The following is a 12,965-nucleotide window of genomic DNA, read 5'->3' on the forward strand; positions in this document are numbered from 1 at the left end:
GATTTTTCGCATAAGGTTTGGTCGGTTTTTAAGTGGGTTGTTATTTAGGTTTCCTACTAGTTTACGATTTGAGACCGTATTTTCCTAATTTTTGGGACCTTAAAGACGAATCAATAAGATGAAATTCGACGAACTGCATAAAACATTACGAACCAAACTTAAAAATCCGATCAAGTGAGGGGGTAGTAGGGATTCAGGATATGATTATGCAAACAAGGCCTGAACACGTTCCGGAACCCGTTTTGGTCTAAAGGTGGTGGCATCCAAAAGGCACCATTCGGTAATGCCCTTCACCAAGAGTTCATTGGTGTCTTTCTTCTTGATTTCCACAATCCTGGTAGAGATGGGGCCTTTGTTGCCCTCTATGTAGGTGTTTACCTGAATGGTGTCGCCCAACAGGGCAGATTTGTGGTATGAGATGTTATGGTTCCGAACCACCCAGATCATTTCTTTTCTCATGTCCTCCGTGGTCTCTTTTTCCCAATGTTTTTTGGAGATGGCCTGGATCCATTCCACATATCGGATGTTGTTCACATGGTTCAGGTCGTCAAGGTCATCCTGCACTACTTCAAAAACTTCGGAAAAGGCCTTCATCAATTCTTTTTAAGGATATGGACCTCAAAAAGCTTGTCCCAGTTTTTGCCGGTTACAAAGAAAGTCTCTCTTTCCGGGTGATAGGCTACCCCGTTCAGAACAGAATTGGTGTCATCCCATTCAGCACCCTTCTTCACCTGACTTTTTAAACCTCCAAAATTGATGACCCCCTCAATGGCGCCGGAAGTGGCATCGATGATCATCATACTTTCTTTTTGATACACGTTGGCGTAGATTTTTCCATCCACATATTCCAGCTCGTTGGCCATATTGAAGATGGACTTGTTGGTTACGGTCTCCACATGCCCTGTTTCTTCCAAGGTCTCTGGGTCAAGGAACCAGATTTTTTCGGTACCATCACTTTTGAATATTTTTTTGCCATCGTTGCAAAGGCCCCAGCCTTCCCTGCTTTTACCATAGGTAAAGCTTTTGATTTTTTCAAGGTTGGTGGCGTCGTACACAAAGCCCATTCCACTTTGCCAGGTAAGTTGATACAGTTTATTGTTCATCAAGGTGATGCCCTCGCCGAACATGGAGTTGTCCAGATCTATTTTTTGTAGCACCTCACCTGTTTCAAAATTCACCTTTCTTACTGTTGATGCTCCCTTTTTGCCAGTGCTTTCATAGAGCATGCCATCATGAAACTCCAAGCCCTGGGTATAGGCCTTGGTGTCGTGCGGATAGGTATTGATGATTTCATAGGTGTACACTTCTGGGGCGGAAGCGGCCAAAAGCCTCAAATCTTCTTCAACTTCCACAGATTGATCATCCAAATCAAATTTGGCGATCAATTTTTTATTTCCCAGGGTGGGAAGATTCAAAGTGATTTTTCCATTTTCAACAGGTAGCTCCTGTCCATCCATATAATAATGAAGGTTGGAAATTTCGAGTCCTTTCTTGTTTTTTAAGGCGACGCCAACCTGTTCATTTTGATGTAGGGTCTTGTTTTCCAATTGAATGGAAAAGAGTTTGGAAGGGTCCGAATTGCCTCCGCAGGCCAAAAAGAAGAGTAGTACCCCCGTTAAAGAAAAAAGTTTCACCATAATGTTCCGTTCATGTTTCATGCGATCTATTCCTAGAACTTCGAAATTAAGAATGAATTGGGATTGCGACAAATTTAAAAGGTCGTATATTTGCACTCGGCAAGTCCTACACGACCAGCTCCTGTAGAATCCCCCAGGGTGGGAACGCAGCAAGGGTATACGGTCGTAGCGGTGCGATGTAGGTAGCTTGCCGTTTTTTGTTTCCAGAATTTAAGCAATCATGGAAAATAAAGTTGTACTGATCACAGGAGGTTCATCCGGCATCGGAAAATCCATCGGAACCTTTTTATCAGCCAAGGGATGCAAAGTATACGGTACTGCACGTAATCCCCAAAACTACCCCGATTTTGACGCCTTTGAGTTGGTCCAATTGGACGTAAAGGATACTGATAGTGTCCAAAACGCCGTGAAGCAGGTCATCTCCAAAGAAGGTCGTTTGGACGTATTGATCAATAACGCTGGAGTAGGTATCACGGGGCCTATCGAGGAAACCCCACATGAAGAGATCTTGAATGTTTTTGATACCAATTTCCACGGTCCCGTACACATGATGAAGGCTGTATTACCACAAATGCGCAAGCAGGGTGGGGGTACTATCATCAATATCACATCAATTGCCGGATATATGGGCTTGCCCTATCGTGGATTTTACTCGGCCACCAAAGGTGCTTTGGGTCTGATTACCGAGGCCTTACGCATGGAAGTCAAAGATTTTGGAGTGACGGTCACCAATATAGCACCGGGGGATTTCGCCACCAATATTGCCGCTGGAAGATATCATGCGCCTGTTCTGGATGGCTCGGCCTATGAAGATAAATATGCTCAGACCCTGAACGCCATAGATGCCGATGTGGACAGTGCCGGGGACCCAATTCAGGTGGCAAAAGCGGTGTATAAGATCATCCAGCAGGATAAGCCCAAAGTACACAACCCCGTTGGAGCATTTATGCAAAAGTTCTCCTTGAAACTCAAGAGCATATTGCCCGATAAAGTCTACGAAAAGCTATTGATCAACCATTATAAATTGTAGCTTTATACTTCTTTAATACAAATCATAAACAGTTACTGATGAAATTTTTTATTGATACCGCAAATCTTGACCAGATTAAGGAAGCCCAGGCATTGGGTGTGCTTGATGGGGTAACCACCAATCCATCCCTAATGGCCAAGGAAGGCATTACAGGAAAAGACAATATTCTAAAACACTACGTGCACATCTGCAACATTGTGGAAGGCGATGTTTCTGCTGAAGTGGTCGCCACCGATTTGGAGGGGATGATCAGGGAAGGGGAGGAGCTTGCCGACCTTCACGAGCAGATCGTGGTGAAAATACCGATGATCAAGGATGGGGTAAAGGCCCTGAAATATTTCTCGGACAAGGGAATCCGTACCAATTGTACGTTGGTGTTCTCCCCAGGGCAGGCCTTATTGGCCGCCAAGGCGGGAGCTACCTACGTTTCCCCGTTTTTGGGAAGGTTGGATGATATTTCCACCGATGGACTTAACCTGATTTCCGAGATTCGCTTGATCTATGACAACTACGATTTTGAAACGCAGATATTGGCCGCATCCATTCGCCATACCATGCACGTGATCGATTGTGCCAAGATAGGGGCAGACGTCATGACAGGTCCATTGTCCTCCATCGAAGGCCTATTGAAACACCCGCTTACCGATATTGGGTTGGCCAAGTTTTTGGAAGATTATAAAAAAGGAAATCCCTAAAAGAAACTTAAGATACATTGAAATAGCCCTGGATGAAAATTCAGGGTTTTTTATTTATAAGGATTTAAAGAGGTCGGCAAAACCATCTATGACTACGGTATCCTTGGCAATCACACATTTGTTGAGACCGTCAATGATCATGGCCATTTGGATTTCCTTGAAGTTTTCCCCATAAAATTGTTTGTTCTTGTCCAAGTGGTACTCATCCATCAGCATTTTCCATTGGGGGTAACTGGTCCTTAGGTTGATACCCACAAAATTGTAACGGGGATATTTTTTTTCCAGTTCGGTAATGTGCTGGTTCACATTTCTAAAATGTTTCTTTTGGGAAGCGGTCCAAAAATAAAATACCGTATTCTTTTTGCTATTGGCCAACTCTTTGAGGGAAATTTCGTTGTTGTCCGCATCTTTCAGTGCCAAATTAGGAAGCGTAGTGTTAGGCTGAAGGTTTTTGATGCTTTTGTAGAGTAAGTCGATTTCTTCCTTATGTTCCTCGTTGGAGGAAAGTGATCTGAATTTATCGATGAACAAACGACATTCCTCGCTGGGGTTGTGTTCCTTCAATAGATAGTCAATGGCAATGTTACGAAATAGAATATCCCTGAGGTTTTGCTGTTTCACGATGCTGTCCACAAGCGTCAGCTTATGTTTGTTCAGGTGCAAACGATCGCTGACGGGCTGCCCTTCGTCGGCACAGTTTTCCAAACAGGTCATATAGGCCAAATTCCCAAAGTGCCACTTCATATAATCAAAGTAGGGCTTGAAATAGGTAAAGTCCTTATTGTCTAGATTTATGGTCTTTCTGAAATCATAAAAAGAAGCAGGTAGATCATGAAAGGCCACTTCCCCGGTCTTTTTCTTATGATAAAATGGATATTTTTCCTTAGTGATATAGATACTGTAATCTATGGATGCCTTGGCCATATCCAATACGCGGTCAGACAATTGGTTGTCAGTGGCAAATTGGTGTAAATGTTCCAATTTAATGTCCCGTAAGGAATCCATTTTATCACTGAATTCATTGGGGTCCAAAGGATAGAAATCCTGAATCAGGGGTTCGTCCTTTTCGTTGCTCAGGAACATCTCGATCAAAAAGTTGTTGATTTCACTCCCTTTGCCGGAATACACCAAGGATTCGTCGAACTCTACCGTATTCAAACGGGCCAACAGACTATCGCCCTGTTGAAGGTACACGTATTGAAGTTCCGGTGTGTGGTCAAAATGGTACAGGCCTTCGTCAATACCGTCAAGATGGAATGCAAAGCGGTTATTATCATCCAGCTTCACGGAGTCCACATAAGTGTCGTTGTGGTAAAGTACCACATAGTCACTAGTAGGATTTACGATTTCACCCCCAAAAAATACAGTGGATTGTTGTTCTGTTTTGTCGGAACAAGAGAAAATGAATAGTAAGGTGAGGCCGAGTAAAAATTTTACCATATGCAGGGAACCTTCCATTAGGCTACCAAAAATAGCAATACGGGTGGGTCGACGCTGTTAAGGGGTCGTTAAATGTTGTTAATGTGTTCATTTAAGCCGTTCAATTAACTTGGTTTATGTTAGAAATAAGGATTCGTTTTAGCTACTTTTGCACAAAAATTACATAGTTGCATGTTATCAGTATCCAATTTATCCGTACAGTTTGGCAAAAGAGTATTGTTCGATGAAGTGAACGTAACCTTCACCCATGGTAACTGTTACGGGATCATTGGCGCCAACGGTGCCGGAAAATCAACATTTCTTAAGATTCTTTCGGGACAGATCGACCCTACCTCGGGACATGTGCATTTGGAGCCGGGCAAGAGGATGTCCATATTGGAACAGAACCACAACGCTTATGATGAGTTTTCGGTGTTGGAATCCGTGGTGATGGGTAACAAACCCCTGTTCAAGATCAAAAAGGAGATAGATGCACTTTATGCGGACTATACAGATGAAAATGCCGAGAAGATAGGGGAACTTCAGGTGCAGTTCGAAGAAATGAATGGCTGGAACGCGGACAGTGATGCCGCCGCACTCCTGTCTAATTTGGGCATTACCGAAGACCTGCACTATACCACCATGGCGGACATGGATTCCAAATTAAAGGTGAGGGTGCTTTTGGCACAGGCCCTTTTCGGAAACCCGGATGTATTGATCATGGATGAGCCTACCAACGACCTGGATTATGAGACCATCAACTGGTTGGAAAACTTTTTGGGCAACTATGAAAATACGGTGATCGTAGTGTCCCACGACAGGCACTTTTTGGATGCGGTCTGTACCAACATTGCGGATATCGACTTTGGTAAGATCAATCTGTATTCCGGAAACTATTCGTTCTGGTACGAGAGTAGCCAATTGGCGGCCCGCCAACGTGCCCAACAGAACAAAAAGGCCGAGGAAAAGGCCAAGGAACTCCAAGAGTTTATCATGCGTTTCAGTGCCAACGTAGCCAAGAGCAAACAGGCCACATCGCGTAAAAAAATGTTGGATAAATTGAAGGTGGAGGATATCAAACCGTCGAGCAGAAGATACCCGGCCATCATTTTTGAAAGGGAGCGTGAAGCGGGCGATCAGATATTGAACGTTGAAAAACTTTCTGCCACCTCTGATGATGGGGATTTGCTGTTTCAGGATGTGAACATCAACTTGGCAAAAGGGGACAAGGTGGCCATTCTATCAAAAGACTCTAGAGCCACTACGGCTTTTTACGATATCATTTCTGGGAAAACGAAGGCCACCAGTGGCAACTATCAATGGGGGGTGACCACTACTCAATCCTATTTGCCAGCAGACAATTCAGACTTTTTTAAAGACAACATCAATTTGGTGGATTGGCTCCGTCAATGGGCCAAGACCGAAGAGGAAAGGGAAGAAGTGTACATCAGGGGATTCTTGGGTAAAATGTTGTTCAGCGGGGAAGAGGCACTTAAAAAGTGTACGGTTTTGTCCGGAGGAGAAAAAGTGCGTTGTATGCTAAGCCGTATGATGATGATCCGTGCCAATGTGCTTTTGCTGGACGAACCTACCAACCACTTGGACCTGGAGAGTATCACGGCCTTCAACAACTCCCTGAAAAACTTTAAGGGAACGGTACTATTGACCACTCATGACCACGAATTCGTCCATACTGTCGCCAATAGGATCATTGAACTTACCCCCAAGGGTACCATTGATCGTTACTTGACCTTTGATGATTACATGTCCGACAAAACCATTAGGGAGCAGCGCGAAAAAATGTATGCCGTTACGGCCTAGGCATTGAAATACTTGCTGTTCCAAATGGCGGGGTTAAAGTTTTTCCCCAAGGCAAATCCGTAATAGATTACCACGGATGCAATGCATTTGAACATAAAAAAGTAAATGATCCAGAACTCTGCCGTAGTGTTTTTCTTTGAAAAAAGACCATCTGGCACCATTAAGGTCACCAAATAGCTGATCATTAGGACCAACACCACCAAGTTTCCGATATTCTTGAAGGGCCATACCAGCAATTTTCGTAGTGGATGAAGGTCATTGCCCCATTTGTGCACCAAATAAAAATAATCGTTGCCGATGGGTGCAAACAATAAGGGGTCGTCCTTGTCTTCCAGTTTGAACAGCTTGGAAGGGGCCATGATCTTGAATCCTTTGAGTTCCGTGTTGTGGATACTTTCCAGATGCTTTATTTTGGAAATAGCCTCTTGCGGAATCTCTCCTTTAAAGTAAGAGCTGTTCAAAAATCGTAATCGGTAATCGATACAGATTTCCTTGATTTGATCAATGTGGAAGATTTTGTCGGTCTCCAAAAGGTCAAATTCGAAAGCATTGGTATTTGCGGTGTTCTTTGTGTTCAGTTGTCGGTTGATTTTTTCCTCTTTCAAGGTATCCTGCCTTAAAATTTCCTGAACATCGGCCAAGATTTCGGCTTCGCTTTTTTGTTTTCCCTTGGTTTGTTGGAGTTTACGTTCAATGTCGGTACTTCGGAGCATCATATCAATTTTCTTAGCAATGTTCTCAAAGTTAAGCAATTGAAATCTCGAATATGACACATGTCATAAAATTCAATATGTTAAGATTTTGTTAAATGAAATCCCGTACCGAAAAACTGCCACGTAATTCGTTAAAATGATGTAACTTATCGACGTTTTTGGTATTTAATCGTATAACCATACTTTAAAAAAGGAAAGTCCCAAATCGTCAGAACACTAATGAAAGCCCCCATAACCAAAATCCTACTCGGCATCTGTATGGTCTTTACCATCTCCACTTTTGCCCAAAACACATCCAAATCCCTAGATTTTAATTCCGAAGAAGCCAGCAATCACAAGATTCTTTTGGCGGCCGTTAAGGCCACACAATTGGAAGATTTGCTCGATAAATCTGGACCGTTCACCATTTTTGCTCCTTCCGATGCCGCTTTTGAAAGATTTTCAAGCGAAAAGATAGCCCAACTCATCAACGCCAAGGACAAAAGTGAACTGAAATCCTTGCTTACCTATCACATCGTGGCAGGGCAATTGACGGCAAGCCGCATTTTAAGGGCTATGTGTAGGGGTAATGGCAAAGCGAGCTTTACCACGGTCCAGGGTAAAAAATTAATGGCCCACATGGATGGTTACGATATTGTCCTCACGGATCCCATGGGCAATACGGCACGCATTACAGCTGCCGACCTTAATTTGAACAAGGACGATGTGGTTCACGAAATTGACAGTGTGATCCTACCTACCCAAATGTAATCAACGAAGTTCCGCTCCCAACTCTTTTTGATACTGGGCCAAGAGTTTGCCCATAATCTTATCGATTTGCTTATCGGTAAGGGTTTTTTCCTCATCCAACAACGTAAAGCTCACCGCATACGACTTTTTCCCTTTGGGAAGGTTTTTTCCTGTGTATACATCAAACAGATTGACCTTTTTAAGGAGTTTTTTCTCTGTCTTCCAGGCCATGTCATAAACCTTTTGAAAACTTACGGATTCATCCAACAAAAGGGCAAAATCCCGGGTTACTTCGGGGAATTTTGGAATCTCTTTGAAAGTCACATTTTGAGTAGTAATGGATTCCAAAATGGTATCCCAATCAAAATCGGCATAAAAAACCTCCTGTTTCAGGTCGAACTTTTTCAGTTCTTTTTTGGAGACCAATCCAAAGGAAGCCAATATTGCTTTGTTTTTAACAAGACATAGTCCTTCGGATAAATGGGTTGCATGCAAGGGTTGCGCCTCTACATCTTTAATACCCAAACGCTCAAATACGGTCTCTACAACTCCTTTTACATAAAAGAAATCGGTTTTTTTGGATGATGCGGCCCAAGAATCCTGCTTGCGCTCGCCTGAAATGTAGAGCGCCAAATGACGTTTTTCTTGGTGACCACCATCCACCTTATGATAGGTTTTGCCAAATTCAAAAAGCTTAAGATCCGTTTTCTGCCTATTGTGATTGTATCCCACAGTCTGAAGGCCGGAATATAGCATGGAGGTCCTCATCACGGATAGGTCCGAACTCAGGGGATTCAACATTTGCACAACAGTGCTATCTTCCTCGGAAGAAATAGTATCCGAAGAAACCAAGCTGTTGGTCATGATCTCATAAAAGCCTTTGGCGGCCAAAGTATCGCCGATAATGTCCTGGATCCTGTGGTTCTCAAACCTAGAGGTCTTGGCTATAGAAGCGTTCAGTTTTTCCTTGAAATCGATATTGTTGTAGCCATATACCCTTAGAATTTCCTCGATGACGTCCACCTCACGGGTAACATCCACACGGTAAGTGGGAATAGTCAATCCAAGGCCGGATTCCGTAACGTTGTTGATGCGGATTTCCAAGGAAGACAAAATGGATTTGATCTTATCCTTGGGAATCTCCTGTCCGATTAGGTTGAATATTTTATCAAAAGTCAAAAAAACGTGTCTTTCCTGTGGTTTTTTAGGATACAGGTCCACAATTTCTGAACTGATGTAGCCTCCGGCAATTTCTCTGATCAACAACGCAGCGCGTTTTAACGCATATTCCGTCATGTTGATGTCGATGCCCCGCTCAAAACGGAAAGAGGCATCGGTATTGAGTCCGTGTCTTTTGGCCGTTTTTCGAATGGCAATGGGGTCAAAATAGGCACTTTCCAAAAATATGGCCGAGGTATTTTCCGTAACCCCAGAGTTGATTCCACCAAAAACACCTGCGATACACATGGGTTTTTCGGAGTCACAGATCATTAGGTCATCCGAATGTAGTTCCCTTTCCACACCGTCCAGGGTCTTGAACTTGGTTCCGGAGGGCAGTGTTTTCACTTCTATTTTATTGCCTTTGATTTTGGAGGCATCAAAAGCGTGCAAAGGTTGGCCCAGGTCATGGAGCACATAGTTGGTCACATCCACCACATTGTTGATGGGGGATAGGCCAATGGCCTTCAATCGGTTTTTTAACCAATCTGGGGAATCTTGAACAATAAGGTTGCTGATGGTCACCCCACAATATCTTGGCGCCAACTGGCTGTCCTTTACCTCTACATCAATCTTCAGGGACCGATTATCAATGGAAAAGTTACTGGTCGATGGGGTGACCAGCTCTTTTTGTATCTCTTTCTGTTCCAATCCCGCCTTCAGGTCGCGCGCCACGCCAAAATGGCTCATGGCATCGGCACGGTTGGGGGTAAGTCCTATTTCGAACACCTCATCATCCTCTACATCAAAAATTTTGGAGCAAGGGGTACCTGGTTTTAGTTCTTCATTGAGGATCATGATGCCATCGTGACTGTTGCCCAACCCAATTTCATCCTCGGCGCAGATCATCCCTTGACTTTCCTCTCCGCGAATCTTTCCCTTTTTGATAACCCAAGCTTCACCTTCTTTGGTGTAAAGGGTAGTGCCAATGGTGGCCACGGGCACTTTTTGTCCGGCCGCCACATTGGGGGCACCACAGACAATCTGTAACGGGGTTTCTTGACCAATGTCCACAGTGGTCAATTTGAGTCGGTCTGCGTTCGGATGCTGCACGCAAGTAAGCACATGTCCTACTACAATACCCTTTAAACTGCCTTTCACTGATTCGAAATTGGATATACCCTCAACTTCCAGGCCCAAATCTGTTAAAAGTTCGCCTGTTTTTTGCGAGTCCCAATCAATATGCAAAAATTGCTTCAACCAGTTGTAAGAAATCTTCATACCCCAATTTTAGAGTGGACAAATATAAAACAATAGGGGAACAGATTCAACGTAAATAACGACCGTATACCGTTTGGTTTGATATGTTATCGATTGGTTTTGCTACTTTTAAGAAAAATCTTTCATTATATGAGAAGGAATTGGCCGTTGTTATTGATTGTGGCACTGTTGATTACCTCCTGTAAGAAGGAGGTGAAAAAGGAATTGACATTGGGCGACTGGAGGGGAGAAATGGGAGTCTCCGAAGGAAAGTCATTGCCTTTTAATTTCACTTTGTCCAAAGATGGGGAGGGAAACTACATCATGAAAATGTACAATGCGGAGGAAGAAGTTGTGGTGGACGAGTTCAACTTTGAAGGTGATTCCATCAACATTAGGATGCCCATTTTTGAAGGACACATTTCCGGGACCTTTTCGAAAAACGAGATTACTGGGGAATTTATTGAGGAGAGCAAAGAACGTAGGGTACCGTTTAGAGCTATTTATGGAGAACATGATCGTTTTGCGGTACAGCAGGACGCAGCAGTGAATATTTCAGGAATATGGGAAACCTATTTCAACGTGAATACCGATGGGGAATACCCTGCCAAGGGCATCTTCATGCAAAATGGCAACACAGTCAAGGGTACCTTTAGGACCAATACCGGGGATTACCGCTATCTTGAAGGGGTGGTTTCTGGAGATAGCCTAAAACTTTCCGCTTTTGATGGTTCTCACGTGTTCCTATTCTTGGCTCAGGTTACCGACAGTACTTTGGATGGTAAGTTTTATTCAGGTAGGCATAGTGTACAGGAATTTTTGGGCGCCCGTAACGAAGCCTTTGACCTTCCCGATTCGGACAATCTCACCTTTCTACGGGAAGGTTACGATAAATTGGATTTCGCCTTCCCGGATGAAACGGGTAAAATGGTGAGCCTTTCCGATCCTCGTTTCAAGGATAAGGCGGTACTTATTCAGATTATGGGAACCTGGTGCACCAATTGCTTGGATGAGACTCGTTTTTATGTGGACTTTTTAAAGAACAACCCCAATCTGGATGTCCAATTTATTGGTCTGGCCTTTGAGTATGCCAAAACAGAGGAAAAAGCTTTTGAGGGCATTAAGCGGTTAAAAGAACGCGAAGAAGTGACCTATCCGATATTGTTGGCCCAGTATGGCACTTCCAACAAACAAAAGGCAAACGAAAAATTGCCGATGCTCAACCATATTTTATCGTACCCTACAACTATCTATATTGACAGGAATGGGGAGGTCCAAAAAATACATACAGGGTTCAATGGCCCAGCCACAGGCGAAAAATTTGAACAGTTCAAGCAACAGTTCGATGAAACTTTGGAAAAACTGACAGGGGAAAAAGTGGTGGCTATATAATGGTAGATTTGCCGAGGTCTATGTTCTCATCGTTCATATTGAAGTTGTCCTCAATATCCACAATGTTATGCGCGATAAAATCACCCACTTGGTTGGTCCCGTATTGACTTTTGGACTTTAAATCTGAAGTTACGATTCCTTTTTTAAGGGATTTGTCCACCGCCTTTTTTACCGCCATGGCTTCTTCATGTAATCCAAAATGTTCCAAGAGCATGGCCGCGGATAGAATGGAGGCAATAGGGTTGGCAATGTCCTTGCCCTTGGCTTGTGGGTATGATCCGTGGATGGGTTCAAATAGGGCATTTTCATCCCCAACAGAGGCAGAGGCCAATAATCCAATGGAACCGCTGATGACACTTCCCTCATCGGAAAGGATGTCGCCGAACATATTTTCGGTCAAGATCACATCAAACTGGGTCGGGTTCAAAATAATCTGCATGGCTGCATTGTCCACAAACAGATAATCCAAGGTAACTTCAGGATAACTTTCCCCGATTCGGGTCACCACTTTCCTCCAAAGCCTTGAAGATTCCAGCACGTTGGCCTTGTCCACCAAAGTAAGTTTCTTTTTTCTTCCTTTTGCGGCCTTAAAGGCCAAATGGGCCACACGGCTGATTTCCTCTTCGGAGTATTCGCAAAGGTCGGAAGCAACAGTGCCTGCTTCGTTCAATTTTTTCTCCCCAAAATAAATGCCACCAGTAAGCTCTCGATAGATTACAAAATCCGTCCCGGATATGATTTCCTTTTTGAGCGGGGATTTGTTTAATAGGGTAGGATGTGAAAGTACAGGTCGGATATTGGCAAATAGGCCAAGTTCTTTCCGTAATTGTAACAACCCTTGTTCGGGTCGTACCTTGGCATCGGGATCGTTATCATATTTGGGGTCACCAATGGCACCGAACAAAATGGCATCGGCTTCGTGACAGAGTTTGAGGGTGCTTTCGGGCAGGGGAGTGCCTTTTTTGTCTATGGCAATGGCTCCAACGGGAGCTTCCTTGTATGCAAAGGTATGGTTAAAGGTTTCCTCTACGGCCTGCAAGCATTTGACTGCCTGGGCCAACACTTCCGGGCCAATTCCATCTCCAGGGAGCAAGGCAATCTTTAGGTTCAT

General features: G+C 43.8%; 11 protein-coding genes and 1 other RNA gene. 6 read left to right on the forward strand and 6 right to left on the reverse strand.

Annotated elements, in window-relative coordinates; all coding sequences use genetic code 11:
• Positions 1–204: 204 nt before the first annotated feature.
• Complete coding sequence (locus D2U88_RS15045; protein WP_119641363.1) at positions 205–594, reverse strand: acyl-CoA thioesterase; 390 nt, start codon at positions 592–594, stop codon at positions 205–207.
• A complete protein-coding gene (locus D2U88_RS15050; RefSeq protein WP_313782338.1) occupies positions 594–1,658 on the reverse strand; it encodes a glutaminyl-peptide cyclotransferase in 1,065 nt (354 codons plus the stop codon). Before D2U88_RS15050 ends, D2U88_RS15045 begins: the two co-directional genes overlap by 1 nt.
• A 76-nt stretch (positions 1,659–1,734) precedes the next feature.
• On the opposite strand from D2U88_RS15050, the gene ffs reads away from it, so the two are divergent.
• The 3 genes from ffs to fsa all read left to right on the forward strand — a co-directional run bounded on the left by ffs (position 1,735) and on the right by fsa (position 3,362).
• An RNA gene (ffs, locus tag D2U88_RS15055) (signal recognition particle sRNA small type) lies at positions 1,735–1,833 on the forward strand.
• 24 nt (positions 1,834–1,857) lie between these two features.
• Positions 1,858–2,667 carry an SDR family oxidoreductase gene (locus D2U88_RS15060; RefSeq protein ID WP_119641364.1) on the forward strand — a complete coding sequence of 270 codons (810 nt, stop codon included), beginning with the start codon at positions 1,858–1,860 and terminating at the stop codon, positions 2,665–2,667.
• Between the two features lie 38 nt (positions 2,668–2,705).
• On the forward strand, positions 2,706–3,362 hold the full coding sequence (gene fsa, locus D2U88_RS15065) for a fructose-6-phosphate aldolase (RefSeq protein ID WP_119641365.1): 657 nt from the start codon (positions 2,706–2,708) through the stop codon (positions 3,360–3,362).
• A 54-nt stretch (positions 3,363–3,416) separates the two neighbouring features.
• Here fsa and D2U88_RS15070 read toward each other — a convergent pair whose 3' ends face one another.
• The gene (locus D2U88_RS15070) at positions 3,417–4,802 is read right to left on the reverse strand and encodes a TlpA family protein disulfide reductase (RefSeq protein ID WP_235855800.1); all 1,386 of its coding nucleotides are present in this window, start codon (positions 4,800–4,802) and stop codon (positions 3,417–3,419) included.
• A 171-nt stretch (positions 4,803–4,973) separates the two neighbouring features.
• Between D2U88_RS15070 and D2U88_RS15075 the strand changes: the two genes are divergently transcribed.
• Complete coding sequence (locus D2U88_RS15075) at positions 4,974–6,602, forward strand: ABC-F family ATP-binding cassette domain-containing protein (protein ID WP_119641367.1); 1,629 nt, start codon at positions 4,974–4,976, stop codon at positions 6,600–6,602.
• Here D2U88_RS15075 and D2U88_RS15080 read toward each other — a convergent pair.
• Positions 6,599–7,318 (reverse strand): hypothetical protein, encoded by a 720-nt coding sequence (locus D2U88_RS15080; RefSeq protein ID WP_119641368.1) that lies wholly within the window; start codon positions 7,316–7,318, stop codon positions 6,599–6,601. The genes D2U88_RS15075 and D2U88_RS15080 overlap by 4 nt on opposite strands.
• Before the next feature lie 216 nt (positions 7,319–7,534).
• Here D2U88_RS15080 and D2U88_RS15085 point away from each other — a divergent pair, with 216 nt between their 5' ends.
• Positions 7,535–8,065: a fasciclin domain-containing protein gene (locus tag D2U88_RS15085; RefSeq protein WP_119641369.1), complete on the forward strand. Its 531-nt coding sequence runs from the start codon at positions 7,535–7,537 to the stop codon at positions 8,063–8,065.
• Here the strand turns inward: D2U88_RS15085 and pheT are convergent, their stop codons facing one another.
• Positions 8,066–10,483 (reverse strand): phenylalanine--tRNA ligase subunit beta, encoded by a 2,418-nt coding sequence (gene pheT, locus D2U88_RS15090; RefSeq protein WP_119641370.1) that lies wholly within the window; start codon positions 10,481–10,483, stop codon positions 8,066–8,068.
• 129 nt (positions 10,484–10,612) lie between these two features.
• On the opposite strand from pheT, the gene D2U88_RS15095 reads away from it, so the two are divergent.
• Positions 10,613–11,854: a peroxiredoxin family protein gene (locus D2U88_RS15095; protein WP_119641371.1), complete on the forward strand. Its 1,242-nt coding sequence runs from the start codon at positions 10,613–10,615 to the stop codon at positions 11,852–11,854.
• Here the strand turns inward: D2U88_RS15095 and leuB are convergent.
• The gene (leuB, locus tag D2U88_RS15100) at positions 11,847–12,965 is read right to left on the reverse strand and encodes a 3-isopropylmalate dehydrogenase (protein ID WP_119641372.1); all 1,119 of its coding nucleotides are present in this window, start codon (positions 12,963–12,965) and stop codon (positions 11,847–11,849) included. The genes D2U88_RS15095 and leuB overlap by 8 nt on opposite strands.

It is taken from the genome of Flagellimonas aequoris (genome assembly GCF_003584165.1).
Lineage (GTDB): Bacteria > Bacteroidota > Bacteroidia > Flavobacteriales > Flavobacteriaceae > Flagellimonas > Flagellimonas aequoris.